Raw genomic sequence first — 19134 nt, 5'->3', positions numbered from 1 at the left:
GCTGACCCATGCGCTCCACATTTATGGGACTAGAAGCAAGTAAACGAGGGCTGTTCACACAGCAGTCCGCTCTTTATACAACAGGACACAATATTTCAAATGCAAACACGCTAGGTTACTCACGTCAGCGAGTGAATATGGAAGCTACACTTGGTTATCCGGGAACTGGCTTGAATGCTCCAAAAACAGCTGGACATATTGGAACAGGAGTTCAAGCACATTCAGTACAACGAATAAGAGACAATTTTATAGATCGACAATATCAACAAGAAACTACAAAGCTAGGTTATTGGGAATCACGTTCTAATGCAATTAGCCAAATAGAAGACATTGTAACAGAGCCTTCTGATTTTGGTTTAAATGCTGCGCTCGATCAATTTTGGAGCTCTTTACACGACTTAAGTGGTAGTCCCGAAAACGCCGCTACTCGTAAAGTTGTTATACAACGTGCTTTACATGTAGCAGATTCATTTAACTATACACATAAACAATTATCTGATATTCAAGGAAACGTAGGGAATGAAATTAAAGTATCTACTGATAAAATTAATTCTATGTTAAAACAAATTGCTTCTATTAATGAACAAATTCAAGCTATTGAACCAAATGGTTATATGCCAAATGACTTGTATGATGCAAGAGATACATTAATCGATGAGTTAGCCCAATATTTCCCTGTTGAAACTGAACGAGTAGCTTCAGGTGGTAACGCTTTAGCGATTGCCGAAGGAAGTTTGACAGTTAGTCTGAAATTAAAAGATGGTACTAAAGTAGAACTTGTAAAAGGTAAAGATTTTTCACAACTAGAAACTTTAGATACTTCTAATAAGAAATTGGATGGTACGGATTTAACTGCAGGATTTAAGGAGATTAAAATTACAGGTTTGGGCAGTCAAACAATTACTTATGAACAATTAGATCCGTCCAAAGGAAAACTAGTTTCTCTAATTGACTCATTTGGACATGGAAATCCTCCAACTGGTTATTTCCCAGAAACATTAGATAAATTAAATGATATGGCCAATGCTTTTATTAAGGAATTTAACGAGGTTCATAAAAAAGGATACACACTTGCTGAAGAAAATACGCTGAGTACCACTAATCAGGAGTTCTTTACAGGAGTAGGAGCTGCAGGTATAGATGTTCGTGAGGATATCATAAATAACCCTAATTTAATCGCTGCATCAGATGCAGTTGGAGAAGTAGGAAACGGAAAAAATGCAATTAAATTAGCAAACATGAAATTTAATAAGTTAACTGATTTGGATGGCGCAACGGTACAATCTTTTTATCAAGGAGTTATTGGTAAACTTGGGGTAGATGGTGAGCAAGCGAATCGTTTAACGACTAACGCCGGTACGATACTTTTAACGGTTGCAAATAATCGCGCTTCAGTAAGTTCAGTATCTCTTGATGAAGAAATGACTAATATGATTACATTCCAACAAGCGTACAATGCGAATGCACGTATGATTACGGTAATTGATGAGACTCTAGACAAAATAATAAACGGCATGGGTCGAGTAGGCTTGTAGAAAAGGGGATATTTAAATGCGTGTAACACAATCAATGCTTTCTAGTAATATGCTTCGTAATCTCTCCAACAGCTATTCCAAAATGGGGAAACTACAGGATCAAATTAATACGGGGTCAAAAATTAGCCGTCCTTCCGATGATCCAGTAGTAGCTGTAAAAGGAATAGGTTATCGAACAAATTTAAATAAAGTAGAACAATATAAGCGCAATATGGGGGAAGTAGAAAATTGGTTAGATACTTCCGATGATACCCTTGATCATGTTGGAATTGCTCTTCGTCGTGTTCAAGAGCTTGTAACCAATGCTGCAAATGATACGAACACAGACGAAGACCGGGAAAAACTAAAAAAAGAAATAGATCAAATTAAACTACAAATTCGTGATTTAGCAAACACCAAAGTTGGAGAAAAATATTTGTTTAGTGGAACAAATACTCTGAGTCCTGTTTTTGAAAATGGAAAATTTGCTGGTCAAACTTTTACAGAAGGTGACAGCCTAACTAATTTAGCTATTTCTGCTAACGCTGGTTTTAAAAACTCAGTAGAAATTGAAGTGTATGACGGAGTAAATTTAGATATTAATACTAAAGCTATTGATATGTTTGCTCAAATTGACGATATGCTAACAAGTATTCAAAAAGATTTAGCAGATCCTACTGGAACATTAGGAAGTAAAATTGGTGATCATTTAAGTACAATAAGTACTGTGCAAAATAAAGTGCTTGAAAATCGAGCTGATATCGGGGCTCGTCAAAATCGGGTAGATATGATGATCAATCGTCTTGCGACACAGGAAGTAGTTGTAACAAAGCAACTATCTGATAATGAGGACATTGATTATGAAAAAGTAATCACAGAAATGATTACTCAGGAATCAATTCATCAAGCTGCACTTTCAGTAGGTGCCAAAATCATTCAATCCACATTAGTAGATTTTATTAGATAATTCAAGGCGTTTGGACAACCTGTTCAAACGCCTTCTTTCGAGGTGAGACAAATGAATTTTCCACAGCTTCAAATACGGACCACAGATGCGAAGTTAGGTCTTAATATCGTTAATGCTAACCAAACAATTAAACAACCGAAGGCAACTCAACATATTGAACAACCTGCTGCAATTGTAGAAATAGACACAACTCGTGGTATTATGAGAATTGATGCTTCTCAAGCAAGAAGAGATATTGGATTAATAGGACCCCTCGAATCTGCTTCTAACTTTGCAGCAGAGGGTCGGAAAAAAGCAATGCAAGGGATTGCTAGACGAGTACGTGAAGGCAACCAAATGATGGATATTGCACATAACCAAAATGCAATAGTGTCTATTGCAAAACAAAACACATTTCCTAACAAAAAGCCTTTAGGAATAAATTTTATCCCATCCATAGACTCAGTGAAATTAGATTATGAGCCTGCTAAACTGGATATAAATGTTCAAACGCAAAAGCCTAAAATAAGCGCACAGATTAATAAACCAATTTACGACTATACACCAGGTAAAGTATCAGGATTTATGATACAAAATCCAACGATTGAAATTGACTTCATAGTCTAAAGGAGTAATGAATTATGAACATTGAAACAAAATTTTTAGGATCAATGGTAATAGATGAAAAAGAAATTATTCAATTCCCACATGGAATACCAGGGTTTGAAGAAATAAAGGAGTTTGTAATCTTACCCTTAGAAAAGGATTCACCTTTCGCAGTACTTCAATCAATTAAAGAACAGGAAATTGGCTTTGTTATTGCTTTCCCTTTTGCATTTAAAAATGATTATACATTTGATATTTCTGAGGACGATAAAGAGGACTTGCAAATAGAAAAAAGTGAAGACTTAATCACTTACTCCATTGTAACCTTAAGAGATCCATTCCATAGTTCCACAATAAATTTACAAGCCCCTTTGTTGATTAATACCAAAAATAGACTTGCTAAACAATTAGTATTACAGGATGCAACCACTTATCCGATTAGGTTTCCTATTGAAGGGAGTGCTTTATAATGCTTGTTCTTTCAAGAAAGAAAGACGAATCTATAATGATTGGCGACCAAATAGAACTGAAAATACTGAGTGTAGATGGTGACCAGGTAAAGCTGGGAATAGTAGCACCCAAAAATATAAAGGTATACCGATCAGAAGTATATGAAAGTATACAAAAGCAAAATAAAGAGGCGTTAAATATCTCCCAATCATTAATAGAACAAATTTCCAAAAAAAATATCTAATAAACTATTAAACTATCTTCAACTTGTACGATAATACTAATGTAAGGCAGAAATGGGGCGGCCGACCTTATACTGCCAAACAACTTCCACAAGGATGTGGAACTAAATAAACCAAAATTCAAGGAGGAATCTCACAATGAGAATTCAACACAATATTTCAGCTTTAAACACACACAGAAACTTAACAGCTAACCAAGGATCATCTGCTAAAAACTTAGAAAAATTATCTTCAGGTTTCAAAATCAACCGCGCTGGAGACGACGCTGCTGGTCTTGCAATCTCTGAAAAAATGCGTGGACAAATCCGCGGTTTAGATATGGCTACTAAAAACTCTCAAGATTCAATCTCTCTAATCCAAACTGCTGAGGGTGCTCTTAACGAAACGCATTCAATTCTACAACGTATGCGTGAATTAGCAGTTCAATCTTCAAATGATACTAATACTACTTCTGACCGTGGAGAATTACAAAAAGAAGTTAAAGAATTAATCACTGAAATTGGACGTATTGCTAGCGATACAGAATTCAATACAAAGAAATTATTAAATGGTTCTGCTTCTGCACTTAACTTCCATATTGGAGCTAACGAAGGACAAAGTATTACACTAGCTATTTCTGATATGAGAGCAACTGCTTTAAGTGTAGATGCTATTTCTATCTCTTCACAAGCAGATGCGGATGGTGCTATTACAACTATTCAAGCTGCTATTGACCTAGTTTCTGCTGAACGTGCAAAACTTGGTGCTAACCAAAACCGTCTAGAACACACAATCAACAACCTTGGAACTTCATCAGAGAACTTGACTGCAGCTGAATCTCGTATCCGTGACGTAGATATGGCTAAAGAAATGATGAACTTCACTAAAAATAATATCTTGACTCAAGCAGCTCAATCTATGCTTGCTCAAGCTAACCAACAACCACAAGGTGTACTTCAATTATTACAATAATCGTAAATGAAAAACCGAATTCCTTTTTGGAATTCGGTTTTTTTTATTGATATTTATTTATTCTCGCCGATATAGAACAAGAGGTGGAATTTGTGAATCTTGAAATAGAAAATATTAAAACTAAAACAAATGGATTTACTTTGAGAATAAACGAATATTTTTTGCATAGTAAATATAATCCAGTTAAAGAAGCCGAACAATTAGCCATTAATCATTTTAAAAAAAATCATATCCATATACTGTTTGGTAATGGACTGGGGTATATAACAGAAGCTTTACTTTCGATAATGGACGCTAAAAGTACATTATTGGTAGTGGATCCGTTAGTAGATGAATTATATAAATATAGTAAAAATACAAATAAAGCAACTATTATAAAGCAACTTACAAACGAAAACTTTGGAACTTATTTGGGAGCAAGCCTTGATAATTATAATAGAAATGTCACTATTTTTTCTTCACCAAATTACGATAAGTTATTCCCAAAAGAGTACAAAGAACTATTAAAATTAGTCAAAAATAAATTAAATTTAAATATCATAAATGAAAATACAGTTCGTTTTTTTGCTGACACTTGGCAGAAAAATTATATTAATAATCTCTTCTTGGCTCAGAAGGATTACTCAGTGAAAATATTAAATAAAAAATTTAATTGTCCCGTTATCATAGCATCAGGTGGACCATCATTAACAAAACAAATTCCTATGTTAAAAGAAAAATTGGAAAATGTCTTGTTAATTGCAGCGGGTTCAACTGTAAATACTTTGCTTTCACATGGAATTGAACCGGATTTTGTAATTTCAGTTGATGGTGGAATAGAGAATTACAATCATTTTCAAGAATTAAAGTTAAAAAAGCCACATCTTATATATAGTATGACAAATCATTATAAAATTAGAGACTCATTTCATTCTAAGTGTTTCTTTTTCGTTTCAAATGAATTTGTGAACTCAAAGGATAATATTGAGTATACTTTAAATAGGGAAGTTCCAATCATATTTGGTGGAGGCTCTGTAGCAAACTATGCATTTTCCATAGCAAGTTACATCTCAAATGGACCTATAGCATTGATAGGTCAAGACCTGGCATATACTTCCAATAAAACACATGCCGAGCATAATAAACACTATAAGATAATTGATGATCAATATAGAGAAGAAAGAGGGATGTTTTACGTTAAGGGTTATAATAACGAAGATGTCCTTACTGATTATGCATTTTTGTCAATGAAAGACACTTTTGAAAGACTTGTGAGTATAGTAAAACATGAAAATTCTATCTATAATTGTACAGAAGGTGGTGTGTTTATAGAAGGATTTAAACATGATACCTTTAGTAATTTCTGCAGAATACACGTAGGGAACAAAATTAAAAAGGATATTTTATTTCCTAATGAAATTAATGATTATAATGGATTTACAGAAAAAATTAAAGAAGAAATGACAAATTATAATAAAATTATTAGTTTTTTAAATTTAGGTTTACAGGAATTGAATAATAATAAAAACAATGTAGCTTTTTCAAATAATAGTTTAAGGAAATTGAAAAATGTGGATGAGGAAATAGGAAGGTTGTTCTCTAAAGTGTCTATGAGCACAATAATAAATCCTATTACAATAGATATTTTAAAAAAATTTCAAGAAAAAGAAGGTGAAACAACAAGTGAAACCTTCAATCGAATTTATAGCCAAAATAAAGAACTTTATTCTAGATTACTAGAAGCTGCAATAATATCAAAAAAATATACAGAGAACTTAGTAAAAAAAATAGAGAGTTGAAGAGGATGAAATTAATGAGCGATTTATTAAAAGATACAGTAGAGAGTTACAATAATTATTTAGTAAGATTGCCTATAGGTTGCCAAGAAATTTCGGACTTACTTAGAAAAGATCATATTATGGATGCCATGAATTTAATTACTAATTTTAGTGAAGGAGTTATATGGTTAACAACTGCTAACGACTTTTTTTTAAAGAGTAACTTACAAAGTGAATTAAATGCTAAAAAAATTCATGAGTTTTTATACGAAGTAAATAGTGGATTAGAAATTCAAGATTATATTCTTATTGCTGATATGTTTGAATACGAAATAAAACCTTTTTTTGACGAATGTCCAGCAATAGAATTTACAAACTGATTATGGAATTTAAGGTTGAGGTTGCCAAAAGTGGGGAAAACACCTTACTCTATAATGGGAAATATATTTATAGCAAATATCATCCTTCCAAAGATGCCGAAAAGTTTATTGAGAATGAAGTAGACTTTGATGCAAAAGGGTATTTATTGGTTGGTTTAGGATTAGGTTATCATTTAGAAAGTTTATTAAATCTTGCTCCCAATAAAAATATATTGCTATTATTGTTAGACATAGAAGAAATGAATATTTTTAAAAAACATTCAAGAGACAAGCAAATAATTTGTCAGAAAAATGTTAAGCTTATTAAAGCAGGAGATAAAATTCAAGAGTATTTAGACTATCAAGTGATTTTACCGAATGTCTGGTTAAAAGCAATTTCTGAAAACCATCCATATTTCACAATTTTAGAGGATATTAAAATTAGACAAATGAGTTATAACTCTACAGCGCAACTTTTAAAAAGTAACTTTTTAAGTAATATTCAAAATAGTAACTTGTATGTTAATGGATTAAAAAATTCTTTTGAAAATAAAAGTGCCTGTCTGGTATCAGGTGGCCCATCTTTAAATGAGACTGTGAAATGGCTTCAAAAAGCAAAAAACAAAACTTTCATTTTAAGTGTAGGTTCTTCATTGAAAACATTATTAATGCATGGTGTTGTTCCTGATGCAATTATCATCACGGATCCGTCAATAAATGTTGTAAAACAAATAGAAGATAGTCGATATAAAGGCCATTTGTTTTATTTATCAACAGCTAATAATGAAATGTCAAAGATACATGATGGTCCTAAAATATTGTTATTTCAGCAGGGATATTTTCTGGCAGAGCAATATGTATTAAAAAACGAAAGTCCACTAATGGAGACTGGTGGGTCTGTTGCAACAACTGCAATTTCGCTTATTGAATATTTAGGCTTTAAAAAACTTTTTTTATTTGGTCAAGATTTAGGGTTTAAGGGTAAGAGAACACATTCTACTACATCCACTTCTGGGATTGAAATAGCAGAGAGATTTAACTTTAGAAAGATACTTTCTAACAACGGGGAAATGATTAATACAACTCCTAATTTAAGTACCTATCATCGTTGGATAGAAAGAAAGGCAAGAAATTCAAATATGACAATTTATAACACAGCGAAAGATGGAGCTAAAATTGAGAATGTTCCAATGATTAAACAAGATATTTTTGTAGAATATATCCAAACTCTTTCAGATTGTCAGTTTAAACAAATATTAGAAAATAAGTTGAAAAACTAAAAAAGGTGAAATCAATGCAAAATAAGACATTATCTAAAAAAACGATACTAGTAACTGGTGGAACGGGATCATTCGGGAAAAAAATTATACGTAAATTACTAGAAATTGATGTAAAAAAAGTTATTGTTTTCAGTAGAGATGAGTTAAAACAATATGAGATGGCACAGGAATTTCATGATAATAGGATTAGGTTCTTTATAGGTGATGTTAGAGATAAAGATAGACTTTATCGTGCTTTTGATGGAGTAGATATTGTCATCCATGCTGCAGCAATGAAGCATGTTGAAGCATGTGAGTACAATCCATTTGAAGCTGTAAAGACGAATATTCATGGTGCGCAAAATATTATAGAAGCTGCAATAGACCGTGGTGTAGAGAAAGTCATAGCTCTTAGTACAGATAAAGCATGTAGCCCAGTGAATCTATACGGAGCGACTAAACTAGCATCGGACAAATTATTTGTTGCGGGAAATTCTTACGTTGGTGAAAAGAAAACTCGTTTTTCTGTTGTTAGATACGGAAATGTCGTTGGTAGTCGAGGAAGTGTAGTACCATTCTTTAAAAAGTTAAAGGAGACAGGTACGTTGCCTATTACTGATGAGCGTATGACACGATTTTGGATTACTCTTGATCAAGGGGTTCAATTTGTTTTAGATAATTTAGAGCGAATGCATGGTGGAGAGATTTTCATTCCTAAAATTCCAAGTATGAAAGTTACAGATTTAGCAATTGCAATAGCGCCTGAATGTGAAACTAAAATTGTAGGGATTCGTGCAGGAGAAAAATTACACGAAGCTATGATTACCGAAGATGACGCACGTCATACTGTTGAATTTGATGATTATTTTATCATACAACCTGAATTTTCTTGGTGGTCCAAAGAATTTGCTACGGGAGGAAAGCTTCTTCCAGAAGGCTTTAAATATGCAAGTGATATTAATGATGAATGGTTATCTATTGAACAATTAAAAGAATTAGTGGGAGAGATTTAGGCACCGTCTAAGCATTTTCATATCTGATTATTTTTTGAAAGAAAGCGAAGAGTGACATTTTATGAAAATAGTAGCGATAATTCAAGCTAGAATGACTTCCACACGTCTACCAGGAAAAGTTTTAATGCAAGTAATGAATAAGCCGTTACTAGCATATCAGTTAGAACGTGTGAAGTTATCAAAATTTATTGATGAGATTGTTGTAGCAACAACTTTAAATGATACCGATATACCCATCGTCGAATTATGTGAGCAGTTAAGTATATCATGTTATCGCGGTTCCGAATTGGATGTTCTCTCAAGATACTACGAAGCAGCAATAGAACATAAAGCGGACATAGTAGTAAGACTTACTTCAGATTGTCCACTTATAGATCCTGAAATAATAGATCAAGTAATTAATTATTATCTTAATAATAATTATGATTATGTTTCTAATACACAAGTGAGAAGCTTCCCTAGAGGAATGGATACAGAAGTATTCTCTCTTGAAAATTTAGAATTAGCTTTTAATAATGGTAACAAAGACTATGAAAGAGAACATGTTACCCCTTATTTTTATTTGAATAAGGAGCTTTTTTCAATTGGGCAAGTGATACATGAAGCTGATAATAGCAACTTTCGCCTTACAGTAGATACAAGAGAGGACTTAGAGTTAATTACAATCTTATTAAAAAAATTGTATCTTAAAAATGGGGATTTTTGTTTAAATAATATTATTGAAGAGTTAGAAAAAGATACAAGTCTTGCTAAAATTAATGCTCATATCGAGCAAAAAAAACTGGGTGAGTAATTTTAATGAAAATTATATTAATTGGTTCAACAGGAATGCTTGGGCAAGAGTTGTATAAAAAGTTCTCGCAAAAGGATTTTGAAATCTTGACCATATCACGTTCAAACAGTACAAATAATGTTGATTTATTAATAGATTCTAAAAAGGTAACAGATTTAATTACTCAAGAAAAACCAAATATCGTAGTGAATTGTGCAGCAATGATAAATTTAAAAGAATGTGAAAAAAACGTTGATAATGCATATATGTTAAATGCTAGGTTACCATCCATTATTGCAAGAGCTTGTAGTGAAATTAACTGTTATTTTATTCAAATTTCTACTGATCATTACTATGAAAATGATAAGAATCTACAACACTCTGAAAATGATACTGTTGTTTTATTGAATGAGTATGCTCGAACAAAGTATGCAGGCGAATTCTTTGCACTAACAAATAACAACTCTCTTGTCGTAAGAACAAACATAGTAGGATTCAGAAATAAAAAGGATGAACCAACTTTTATTGAATGGGTTATTAAGTCATTAGTACAAGAACAAACTATTGTAGGTTTTGAAGATTTTTATACATCAAGTATTGATATTTATAGTTTTTCAAATATTTTAATAGAACTAATTGAGCTAAAATATACAGGTATCATTAATATAGGTGCTAAAGATGTATATAGTAAGTATGATTTTATTTATGAACTTGCAAAGAAATTTGGAAAAGAAGGAAATGTAGTTAGAGGGAAATTAAACGATTTTCAAGAAATTAAAAGAGCAAATTCATTAGGTTTAGACATTTCTAAATTACAAAAAGTTCTTCATAAACAACAGGTTCCTTCAAGTAAAGAGGTTATCAACCGATTATACGAAAAATTTAAAGAAGGTGAATTTCATGAATTATCATAGTGAGATTAATATAGGTAGCCAAAAAATCTCTATAAATGATCCAACTTATTTTATTGCAGATGTTGCTTCTAATCATGATGGAGATTTAGCTCGTGCTAAAGAATTGATTTGGTTATCGAAGGAAGCTGGGGCAGATGCAGTAAAATTTCAGCATTTTCATGCTAATAAAATAGTAAGTGATCAAGGATTTAAGAGTCTTGGAAGACAAAGTAGTCATCAATCGAAATGGGATAAAAGTGTATACGATGTTTTTAAAAAATATGAGCTAAACAGAGATTGGAATCTAGAATTAGTTAAAGAAGCCCAAAAAGCAAAAATTGAATTTCTTACAACACCATATGATATTGATGCTGTTGATGAAATAAATAATCATTTGTCTGCATTCAAAATTGGTTCTGGTGATATTTCATGGATTGAATTTATTAAATATATAGCACAAAAAGGTAAGCCGACTTTATTAGCAACTGGGGCATCAGATTTTTCTGATGTAAAGCGTGCGGTCAATGCAATAACGAATATTAATCCTAAGATTGTACTAATGCAGTGCAATACAAATTATACGGGAAGTTTAGAAAATTTTAAATATATTAATCTATATGTATTAAAAACTTATTCTTTAATGTATCCAAATATGATTTTGGGTTTGTCTGATCATACACCAGGCCACTCTACTGTTTTAGGAGCCATAGCACTGGGGGCAAGAGTAATAGAGAAGCATTTCACAGATGATAATAACCGTACTGGACCAGATCATCCATTTTCTATGAACCCATCTAGTTGGTGTGAAATGGTGAATAGGACAAGAGAATTAGAAAATGCCCTTGGTGACGGGGTTAAAGTAATAGAAGAAAACGAAAAGGAAACAGTTATTGTTCAACAAAGAGGAATCTATTTAAAAGAGAATGTGACTAAAGGACATTTCCTTACTATAAAAGATTTTGATTTTTTAAGGCCAGCACTTAAGAATGGATATCTTCCTTATGAGGCAGAAGAACTTGTTGGAATGGAAATGAAATATGAAAAGAAGGTAGGAGAGCCTTTAATTAAAGGAGATTTACAATGATAAAGGGTAAGTTTACTGGACTTAGAGCAATTGAAAGAACAGATTTGCCCATTCTCTTAGAATGGAGGAATAAACCTGAATTTCGTATTTTTTTTAGAGAACATAAAGAACTAAATATGGAAAATCAACAATCTTGGTTTGATAATTATGTAATACTTGATTCTAATACTAGAATGTTTGCAATTATTGAACTAAGCACACAAGAGTTGATTGGCGCTTGTGGTCTTTGCTATATTGATTGGGTAAATAGAAGCGCCGATTTCTCAATATATATAGGAAAAAATGATTTATATATTGATGATATATTGTCAATAGATGCTGCTCTTTCAATGGAGAAATATGCATTTGAAGAATTAAATCTTCATAGACTCTGGGCTGAAATCTACTCAATTGATGAAAAGAAAATAAAGTTTTTTAATAAATTGCAATTTGAACAGGAAGGTCACTTAAAAGAGACTCATTGGACAACAGGACGTTGGGTAGATTCATTATATTTTGGGAAAATAAATAAAAATTATTGAGTTAAAATCTATACTCATTTTTAATCGTTTGAAAATAGATTTGTAAATTTAGTGGAATTTGTTAATGTTTTTTTATTGTTTTTTTTGAATTGATTTTGTTAAAAGATAATATAGATAATTAGTATTTAAAGGTCGAAAATAAATGAAAGAAAGAAGTACTTATTATCTCCTTAGAATATTATAATTCAGTTAAAGTTAGGTGTTGAGAGTAATTGCCTGAAAATCAAAGCATCAAAATCCCTGCACATCATAACATCTATACTGGTTATTCAAATAGAGAGTTAAGAATTGACTTTTCGGTTCCTGAAAAAGGAACAAATGAGAACACTGGTATTCTATTGTTAGCTCCAGGTTTTGGGGGGAATATTGATTCAAATGTGTATAAGAAAATGAGAGAAACATTTGCTGAAAAATATAATTTAGTTACGGTACAATGTGAGTATTTTGGCAGTGAATTTATGCAAAGTACTACATCATTTAAACTAAAAAATAATCTGGAACAATTATTAATTTCTCTATCTCCAGAGGAAAGAAATACAATAGGGAATGACACAGCTAAACTATTTGATATATTATCTAATAAAAAAATAAATCTTCCTGTAATGGCAGATATAAAAGAAACAAATGATGACTTTAATGATATGGGCTATATGCAAGCAATTGATATTATTACGTCAATTGAAGCTATACGAATTATATTAAAAGACAATAATTTTATATTTAACGAAAAAAAAATAATAGGATATGGTCATTCTCATGGTGCTTATCTAATTCATTTAAGTAACCGTTTAGCACCTCATCTTTTTTCTCATATTATAGATAACTCTGCATGGATTGAACCAGTTTATTTAACTGCTAATCGCTATTTATTTCAGAAGTATGGGGAAATGATATTACAAATTGAATTTGATTACTTTGCAAAAGAAATTATAGAAGATAAACAATCACTTAATTTATTCACTGTGTATAATGACTTTAATAACGTGGCAAAAATTATTTCATTTCAAGGAAATAATGATAATTTAATTAACTATTTGGAAAAAGAAAAATTAATCAAAAGTATACCTGATACAAAGTTTATTTTAGTTGATGAAAAAAGAGTAGATGGGCAAATATTTAAATCTAATCAACATGGATTAGATGCTGATTTTTTGAGAATGTTTGACTGTGGACTTAAAGAATTAGGAGTACATCTTAATGATACAGACCTATCAACTAAATATGGAATTACATTATCAAATACAATGATTCAGGTTGACTACTCTCGGGGACTTCCGATTTTTAATAGAAGGTTATTGTAGGTATAAATAAAAAAGACTAGAAACCTTAAAATGGTTTCCTAGTCTTTTTTTATTTTAACTAAATAATCTCAGTACATCATTAACATTCTGATTCGTATGCTTAATTAGCATTTCATCGCCCTTTTGGCGTATTCCTTGTTTAACAAATTCCATCATTTCATAAGCCAAATCTGGATCTCGAATAAGAGATTCTGACTTTTGAAGACTTGCCTCGGTATTCGACACGTTATCCTTATGGTGAGTTAGTGCTTCGTAGTCTGCTCCAGTATTTGCAAGGTGACTAGAAATAATACCTTGGGCTTTATCCACGTTTGTTATTAAATCCTCTGCTTTTTCGCGTGTAGAAAGCTCAGCGATTGCTATACCTAAAGAAGCCGTACTCACATTTACTGTATCAATACGAAGTGCCTGTCCAGAGTTAGCACCCACGTGTATGTACAATGGTCGGACGTCACCGAGAATAGTTTGAGTGTTAAACTCCATTTTGTCGGCAGTATCATCAATTGATTGGAGAAGCTGGTCTAATTCCTTTTGGGCTGCTCCTCTGTCTTCATCTGAAACAGTATCAGTAGATGTTTGTACTGCTAATTCCCTTATCCGTTGTAATACACCGCTAACATGTTGAAGACCTGCATCCGTTGTCTCAAGTACAGAGAGCCCATCCTGCATATTAAGCTGAGCCCTTGCAAGTCCACGAATTTGCCCACGCATTGTTTCCGAGATGGACAAACCTGAAGCATTATCTGCAGCACGAGTCAATTTGTCGCCACCTGAAAGTTTTTCTAATGTTCTAGTTATTGCATTGTCATTTTTCTGATAACGATTGATAGAGAAGGCTATCCCTGCTTGGTTTTGTATTTTCAATTCATTCACCTCCATGTGAATTATTTTACTACTCTATTATTATCGTCAGCTTAAATGGAAATTTTGCTAACAACTGAAAATTAATATTAAATTGCCGATAATGAATATAAGAACATTGTTAGCATAGGGGGAGAGCCTAGTATGCGTCTATCAGCACAGGCACAGTCAAAAGATGTTGCAATTACATCTCAGCTAAAAAAAGAAGTAGTGGGAGATATAACAAAATCAAATGTAACAGAAAATTCTCTAAGACAAATTATGCAAGCTGAGCAAAAAGCAAATGAAAAGGAATTAATTCCAAAAGAAAAAGTACAAAAGGCAATAGATGCATTAAATGAGTTTATGACTATCCAAAACAGAAACTCCAAATTTGTTATGCATGATGGTTTAGATCGCTACTATGTAGAAGTTATAGACGCAGAGACGGAAGAGGTAATAAGAGAAGTTCCACCTCGAAAGCTATTGGATGCATTTTACACGATGCAAAAATTTTTAGGCATGATAATTGACGAAAAAATTTAGGGGGTTATAAAATGGCAGGTTTAAGAGTTGGTGGATTAGCATCGGGAATGGATATTGATCAAATTGTTGGAGATTTGATGAAGGCAGAGAGAATACCATTAGATAAATTATTTCAAAAGAAAACAACAACGGAATGGCAAAGAGATTCTTATCGTTCTATAAATACAAAATTAAAAACCTTTAGTGATTACTTACTTGATAATTTCACATTGTCCAGAAACTTTAACAAAAAAACTGTACAGAGCTCTAATTCAAGTCTAGTAACTGCAACTGCAAATTCCTCTGCTTCAAGTGCTTTATCTCTTGAAGGGGTATCCCAATTGGCTACTGCAGCGAGACAGATTGGAAATACTATCTCTACTACAAGCGGGGGAACAGTATCTGGTACTACTCAAATGAGCGAGCTTGGTGTTGGGGACACGACAATTTCTTTGAAGGCTATCCAAGCAGATGGCAATCTTGCAGCAAAAGCAACAGAGATAGAAATAAGTTCTACGGATACTATTGCTCAAGTAGTATCTAAAATAAACAATAGTAATGCGGGAGTATCAGCATTATTTGAGAATGGTAAGCTATCTATTACTGCAAAAAATACAGGTGATGTAAAGGGCGGAGCTGAAGTCCAAGTAGTTGCAGGGAATGATGTATTTTCAAAATTAGGCATGGCAGATTCTACTAATTTAGCATCTGGAGGAACTAATGCTGTTTTCCAAGTGAACGGTATTACAACGGAAAGATCTTCTAACACTTTCAATATCTCAGGATATACAGTGACATTAAATTCTACATTTAATGTTAAAAATACTTTGCAAGAACAAGTGGCACGATTAGAGATAGCAAAAAAACAAGCAGAGCAAGATGTGAAGAATGCTACAGCAGCTATACCAGTTGCAGAAAATGCTGAAAATGAAGCTAAAACTAACTACGATTTTGCTTTGGAAGGCTTAGGAGGATTAAAAGAAAGCTATACTAATTTAACTAATGGAAGCTCTAAGATCAAGAATACAATTGCTAAGTTAAGTGAAGAAGACTTTGCTAAGTTTAAACAAGGTGTAGAAGATCCTCCAATATCAAATGAAGGGAAAGTATTATTAAACAGTTTAAGTGAAGATGAAAAAACAAATTTAAAAAGTGTAACCGAATCAAATTTTTCATCCTTTAAAAATGTTGCGGAGCTAGACATTAAATTGGAATCAGCAACTACAAATTCAGAAAATGCTAGGAATGATTTGGTAGCTAAACAAATGAAAAGTACTCAGTTGAATGATGATTATAATGATGCAGTTGCTAAAAATAATGCTACATCACCTGATACAACTGTAGCTCCTGTTCAACTTACAGCTAGTGCTGATATAGACTCCATGGTAGATAAAGTAAAAGAGTTTGTTGCAAAGTATAACGAGTTAATTACTGGTATGAATGATTCTTTAAAAGAAAAAAAATATCGTGATTTCCCTCCTTTAACAGACGAACAGCGCAAAGATATGTCTGATAAAGAGCAAGAATTATGGGATGAAAAAGCTAAAAGTGGACTTCTTCGCAGTGATTCAATAGTTAGTAGTGGTTTATCTAGTATGCGTAATGCAATTTATGGTAGAGTAGATGGTATTGGTGATGATTTAATTGATACTCTTGCTGAAATGGGTATCACAACTTCTAGTGTTTACTCAGATGGTGGTAAACTTGTAATCAATGAGGATAAACTGCGTAAATCTCTAACTGAAAATCCCGATAAAGTAGTACAAACTTTAACTCAATCAGGAGAAAAAACTGCAACAGGAGACACCCGTGGTATTGTCAATAGGCTTCGTGATTCTATGAAGGAATTAACTGCAAAAATTGAAGCTAAGGCAGGGAAGGCTACCGCCACTGATCAGCAGTATACTCTTGGTAAAAGCTTAATAGACATGAATACTCGTATTTCTAACTTCCAACGTAGATTAGAAGATATCGAAACTCGTTATTGGAAACAATTCACTGCTATGGAGCAGGCGATTAGCAAAGCCAATTCACAATCAGGCTATCTATCACAATTTGGCCAAAGCTAAATAAAATTATATTTTCAACAAAAGGAGTTGTAAGATTTGTCAGCACAATCGGTCCACCAAGCTTATAAAAATAATAGTGTGAGTACTGCATCACCAGGTGAATTGACTTTGATGTTATACAATGGTTGTTTAAAATTTTTAGGTAAAGCAAAAATTGCGGTAACAGAAAAGAATATTCAAGAGAAAAATACAAACTTGCAGAAAGCACAGAAAATTATTCAAGAGCTTATGATGACCTTAAATATGGATATTGAAGTTTCTAAGTCAATGATGCAAATGTATGAATATATGAACCACCGCTTAATTGAAGCAAATATGAAGAATGACACTGCTATTATTGAGGAAGTGGAAGTATATGTCCTTGATTTCCGCGATACATGGAAGCAAGTCATCCAGATTAATCGTCAAAAGCAATTTACTACTGGCGGTCAAGCGTAATGGCTAGTGTCGAACAATTTTTAGCAGTCTCTGAAGAGCTTTACAACCATCTTTTGAAGAAAACAACTGATGATGAACGTACAGAATTTATAGAAGAAATTAATGAGTTACTGGATGTTCGTGAACAAGTATTGAAAACTATAGATGTAGAAGAAATATCTAAGTTGTCCATTTATAGTAAATTAATAGAGTTGGATTATGGAATTAATAAACAGTTAACTACTGTGATGACTCTTGTTAAGAAAGATATTAAGGAACTTCAGCAAAAGAAACGTCATGAAGGTTCTTATACCAATCCTTACGCCGCTACTCAAACAATTGATGGTATGTATTTTGATAATAAGAAGTAATAAAAAAACGACTTTCATAGCGAAAGTCGTTTTTTATTACGCTTGAAAATTATACTCCTTCAACAACCCCTCCAGCTTCAAAGCAAAACCAATACTCCCATCAACCTTCAGCTTCCCGAACATAAAGGCAGAAGTACTGTTCAAATCCCCATTAATCAGCTTTACAAAATCCTTTGAGCTTAATTTTAATGTGCAATCAGCCTTAGTAGAAGTGTCGTCTGTCACAAATGCTCTACCGTCTGCGATGACCAATTGTTTAACGGATGGCTCGTCGCCAGATAGGTGGAACTCGTAGCGGACGTTTTGGTTTTGGATTGGTGTTGGATTGTTGTTCATTGTGTTTTCGATTTGTGTCCATGTTTCATTCATAGTCATATCCCCTTTGTCTAAATGAATGGTTATTCATTTATGATTATGACATATTTTCTGATAACTTACGAGTGTTTATTTCCCAGGTAATATTTTGTTGAAAGTTGTGGATGTTACGAAAGTTTTACCGATATAAACAGAAAGGGGGTTTAAAGTATGAGAAAGAAAGTGCTGATTATAGCTTTTATGCTGTTTTTTATTACAGAAAATGCAAGTGCAAGTACGCTTTATGAGGTGAAGAAGGGAGATAGCCTTACAAAGATTGCTAAATTACATAAAGTAACGGTCGCTGATTTACGTACTTGGAACAAGCTGACGAAGGATAATATTTATATTAAGCAAAAGCTTGTTGTACAAAAACCAGCGACAGTTAAAAGTGCCACAAAGGTTGTCCCAGCTAAGGCGGCATCCGTTGTGACGCAGCCTGTTCAAACGGTAGCTGCTCCAGTAGCGACACCAGCTCCAGCACCTATTATTTCAGGTGAAGGACATGCCTATTACCCACTAATCATGGATTTTGCTAAACGTTTGGAAGGTATTCCTTATCTGTATGCTGGTAATACGATGGCTGGGTTTGATTGCAGTGGGTTTATTTACTTCCTACATAATCAGGCTGGAGTGAAAATAGAACGTAAAAGCAGTGAGTCTTATTATTTGGATAGTGTTGTGGTGACTAATCCGGTCCCTGGAGATTTAGTGTTTTTTCAAAATACATATAAAGAAGGAATCTCTCATATGGGAATCTTTTTAGGGGATAATCAATTCATCCATGCAGGATCTAAGGGAGTAGAAATTACTAAGCTCGATAATGTGTACTGGGATGAGCACTTTGTATCCTTTAATCGATTTGTTCAAAAGTAATTAAGACAGGAGAA

At 32.9% G+C, this 19134-nt stretch carries 22 protein-coding genes; 20 read left to right on the top strand and 2 right to left on the bottom strand.

The genetic code is table 11. The features are described from left to right. Positions 1–8 precede the first annotated feature (8 nt). From flgK to MKX96_RS14925, 15 genes are all read left to right on the top strand, one after another. A complete protein-coding gene (flgK, locus tag MKX96_RS14995) occupies positions 9–1535 on the top strand; it encodes a flagellar hook-associated protein FlgK (RefSeq protein ID WP_340884766.1) in 1527 nt (508 codons plus the stop codon). 16 nt (positions 1536–1551) lie between these two features. Further along, positions 1552–2481, top strand: a complete 930-nt coding sequence (flgL, locus tag MKX96_RS14990) for a flagellar hook-associated protein FlgL (RefSeq protein ID WP_340884762.1) — start codon at positions 1552–1554, stop codon at positions 2479–2481. A 51-nt stretch (positions 2482–2532) separates the two neighbouring features. Next, the gene (locus tag MKX96_RS14985; protein ID WP_340884759.1) at positions 2533–3087 is read left to right on the top strand and encodes a DUF6470 family protein; all 555 of its coding nucleotides are present in this window, start codon (positions 2533–2535) and stop codon (positions 3085–3087) included. A 14-nt stretch (positions 3088–3101) separates the two neighbouring features. After that, entirely contained in the window at positions 3102–3536 is a 435-nt protein-coding gene (fliW, locus tag MKX96_RS14980) for a flagellar assembly protein FliW (protein WP_340884756.1), read from the top strand. Further along, positions 3536–3760, top strand: a complete 225-nt coding sequence (gene csrA / locus MKX96_RS14975) for a carbon storage regulator CsrA (RefSeq protein WP_340884753.1) — start codon at positions 3536–3538, stop codon at positions 3758–3760. The genes fliW and csrA overlap by 1 nt, the downstream gene beginning before the upstream one ends. A 136-nt stretch (positions 3761–3896) precedes the next feature. Beyond that, positions 3897–4709, top strand: coding sequence for a flagellin N-terminal helical domain-containing protein (locus tag MKX96_RS14970; RefSeq protein ID WP_340884750.1), 813 nt, complete (start codon positions 3897–3899; stop codon positions 4707–4709). A 92-nt stretch (positions 4710–4801) separates the two neighbouring features. After that, positions 4802–6487 carry a motility associated factor glycosyltransferase family protein gene (locus tag MKX96_RS14965; protein ID WP_340884747.1) on the top strand — a complete coding sequence of 562 codons (1686 nt, stop codon included), beginning with the start codon at positions 4802–4804 and terminating at the stop codon, positions 6485–6487. Between the two features lie 14 nt (positions 6488–6501). After that, positions 6502–6846, top strand: coding sequence for a hypothetical protein (locus MKX96_RS14960; RefSeq protein WP_340862768.1), 345 nt, complete (start codon positions 6502–6504; stop codon positions 6844–6846). 2 nt (positions 6847–6848) lie between these two features. Then, positions 6849–8105, top strand: coding sequence for a motility associated factor glycosyltransferase family protein (locus MKX96_RS14955; protein WP_340884745.1), 1257 nt, complete (start codon positions 6849–6851; stop codon positions 8103–8105). Between the two features lie 14 nt (positions 8106–8119). Then, on the top strand, positions 8120–9097 hold the full coding sequence (gene pseB, locus MKX96_RS14950) for a UDP-N-acetylglucosamine 4,6-dehydratase (inverting) (protein WP_340884743.1): 978 nt from the start codon (positions 8120–8122) through the stop codon (positions 9095–9097). 61 nt (positions 9098–9158) lie between these two features. After that, positions 9159–9890 (top strand): glycosyltransferase family protein, encoded by a 732-nt coding sequence (locus MKX96_RS14945; protein WP_340884741.1) that lies wholly within the window; start codon positions 9159–9161, stop codon positions 9888–9890. A 5-nt stretch (positions 9891–9895) separates the two neighbouring features. After that, a complete protein-coding gene (locus tag MKX96_RS14940) occupies positions 9896–10783 on the top strand; it encodes an SDR family oxidoreductase (protein WP_340884738.1) in 888 nt (295 codons plus the stop codon). Further along, the gene (locus tag MKX96_RS14935) at positions 10770–11846 is read left to right on the top strand and encodes an N-acetylneuraminate synthase family protein (protein ID WP_340884733.1); all 1077 of its coding nucleotides are present in this window, start codon (positions 10770–10772) and stop codon (positions 11844–11846) included. Before MKX96_RS14940 ends, MKX96_RS14935 begins: the two co-directional genes overlap by 14 nt. Then, positions 11843–12367, top strand: coding sequence for a GNAT family N-acetyltransferase (locus MKX96_RS14930; protein WP_340884732.1), 525 nt, complete (start codon positions 11843–11845; stop codon positions 12365–12367). The genes MKX96_RS14935 and MKX96_RS14930 overlap by 4 nt, the downstream gene beginning before the upstream one ends. 212 nt (positions 12368–12579) lie before the next feature. Continuing rightward, positions 12580–13668: a DUF2920 family protein gene (locus MKX96_RS14925; RefSeq protein WP_340884728.1), complete on the top strand. Its 1089-nt coding sequence runs from the start codon at positions 12580–12582 to the stop codon at positions 13666–13668. A 54-nt stretch (positions 13669–13722) separates the two neighbouring features. Here the strand turns inward: MKX96_RS14925 and MKX96_RS14920 are convergent, their stop codons facing one another. After that, positions 13723–14541, bottom strand: coding sequence for a flagellin N-terminal helical domain-containing protein (locus tag MKX96_RS14920; RefSeq protein ID WP_340886069.1), 819 nt, complete (start codon positions 14539–14541; stop codon positions 13723–13725). 132 nt (positions 14542–14673) lie between these two features. Between MKX96_RS14920 and MKX96_RS14915 the strand changes: the two genes are divergently transcribed. Genes MKX96_RS14915 through MKX96_RS14900 form a run of 4 tightly spaced genes read left to right on the top strand, consistent with a single transcriptional unit; the run spans position 14674 to position 17890 of the window. Then, the gene (locus tag MKX96_RS14915; protein ID WP_340862776.1) at positions 14674–15054 is read left to right on the top strand and encodes a flagellar protein FlaG; all 381 of its coding nucleotides are present in this window, start codon (positions 14674–14676) and stop codon (positions 15052–15054) included. An 11-nt stretch (positions 15055–15065) separates the two neighbouring features. Continuing rightward, entirely contained in the window at positions 15066–17102 is a 2037-nt protein-coding gene (gene fliD / locus MKX96_RS14910; protein WP_340884726.1) for a flagellar filament capping protein FliD, read from the top strand. A gap of 36 nt (positions 17103–17138) precedes the next feature. After that, entirely contained in the window at positions 17139–17540 is a 402-nt protein-coding gene (gene fliS / locus MKX96_RS14905; RefSeq protein ID WP_340884724.1) for a flagellar export chaperone FliS, read from the top strand. Further along, positions 17540–17890 carry a flagellar protein FliT gene (locus MKX96_RS14900; protein WP_340884723.1) on the top strand — a complete coding sequence of 117 codons (351 nt, stop codon included), beginning with the start codon at positions 17540–17542 and terminating at the stop codon, positions 17888–17890. Before fliS ends, MKX96_RS14900 begins: the two co-directional genes overlap by 1 nt. A gap of 36 nt (positions 17891–17926) precedes the next feature. On the opposite strand, the gene MKX96_RS14895 is transcribed toward MKX96_RS14900, so the two are convergent. Then, positions 17927–18259 (bottom strand): SCP2 sterol-binding domain-containing protein, encoded by a 333-nt coding sequence (locus tag MKX96_RS14895; RefSeq protein WP_340884720.1) that lies wholly within the window; start codon positions 18257–18259, stop codon positions 17927–17929. A gap of 156 nt (positions 18260–18415) precedes the next feature. Between MKX96_RS14895 and MKX96_RS14890 the strand changes: the two genes are divergently transcribed. After that, positions 18416–19120, top strand: a complete 705-nt coding sequence (locus tag MKX96_RS14890; RefSeq protein ID WP_340884717.1) for a C40 family peptidase — start codon at positions 18416–18418, stop codon at positions 19118–19120. Positions 19121–19134 lie beyond the last annotated feature (14 nt).

This window comes from Psychrobacillus sp. FSL W7-1493, assembly GCF_038004905.1.
Taxonomy (GTDB): domain Bacteria; phylum Bacillota; class Bacilli; order Bacillales_A; family Planococcaceae; genus Psychrobacillus.
Note: the sequence above shows the minus strand (reverse complement) of the source record. Positions and strands in the feature narration are given on the sequence as shown.

Excerpts from the sequence above, each read along its gene's own strand:
- pseB (WP_340884743.1), top strand. The coding sequence starts at position 8,120 with ATGCAAAATAAGACATTATCTAAAAAAACGATACTAGTAACTGGTGGA.
- MKX96_RS14955 (WP_340884745.1), top strand. The coding sequence starts at position 6,849 with ATGGAATTTAAGGTTGAGGTTGCCAAAAGTGGGGAAAACACCTTACTC.
- flgK (WP_340884766.1), top strand. The coding sequence starts at position 9 with ATGCGCTCCACATTTATGGGACTAGAAGCAAGTAAACGAGGGCTGTTC.
- MKX96_RS14895 (WP_340884720.1), bottom strand. The coding sequence starts at position 18,259 with ATGAATGAAACATGGACACAAATCGAAAACACAATGAACAACAATCCA.
- csrA (WP_340884753.1), top strand. The coding sequence starts at position 3,536 with ATGCTTGTTCTTTCAAGAAAGAAAGACGAATCTATAATGATTGGCGAC.
- MKX96_RS14935 (WP_340884733.1), top strand. The coding sequence starts at position 10,770 with ATGAATTATCATAGTGAGATTAATATAGGTAGCCAAAAAATCTCTATA.
- fliD (WP_340884726.1), top strand. The coding sequence starts at position 15,066 with ATGGCAGGTTTAAGAGTTGGTGGATTAGCATCGGGAATGGATATTGAT.
- MKX96_RS14960 (WP_340862768.1), top strand. The coding sequence starts at position 6,502 with ATGAGCGATTTATTAAAAGATACAGTAGAGAGTTACAATAATTATTTA.
- flgL (WP_340884762.1), top strand. The coding sequence starts at position 1,552 with ATGCGTGTAACACAATCAATGCTTTCTAGTAATATGCTTCGTAATCTC.
- MKX96_RS14890 (WP_340884717.1), top strand. The coding sequence starts at position 18,416 with ATGAGAAAGAAAGTGCTGATTATAGCTTTTATGCTGTTTTTTATTACA.
- MKX96_RS14915 (WP_340862776.1), top strand. The coding sequence starts at position 14,674 with ATGCGTCTATCAGCACAGGCACAGTCAAAAGATGTTGCAATTACATCT.
- fliW (WP_340884756.1), top strand. The coding sequence starts at position 3,102 with ATGAACATTGAAACAAAATTTTTAGGATCAATGGTAATAGATGAAAAA.
- MKX96_RS14940 (WP_340884738.1), top strand. The coding sequence starts at position 9,896 with ATGAAAATTATATTAATTGGTTCAACAGGAATGCTTGGGCAAGAGTTG.
- MKX96_RS14985 (WP_340884759.1), top strand. The coding sequence starts at position 2,533 with ATGAATTTTCCACAGCTTCAAATACGGACCACAGATGCGAAGTTAGGT.
- MKX96_RS14900 (WP_340884723.1), top strand. The coding sequence starts at position 17,540 with ATGGCTAGTGTCGAACAATTTTTAGCAGTCTCTGAAGAGCTTTACAAC.
- MKX96_RS14970 (WP_340884750.1), top strand. The coding sequence starts at position 3,897 with ATGAGAATTCAACACAATATTTCAGCTTTAAACACACACAGAAACTTA.
- MKX96_RS14930 (WP_340884732.1), top strand. The coding sequence starts at position 11,843 with ATGATAAAGGGTAAGTTTACTGGACTTAGAGCAATTGAAAGAACAGAT.
- MKX96_RS14945 (WP_340884741.1), top strand. The coding sequence starts at position 9,159 with ATGAAAATAGTAGCGATAATTCAAGCTAGAATGACTTCCACACGTCTA.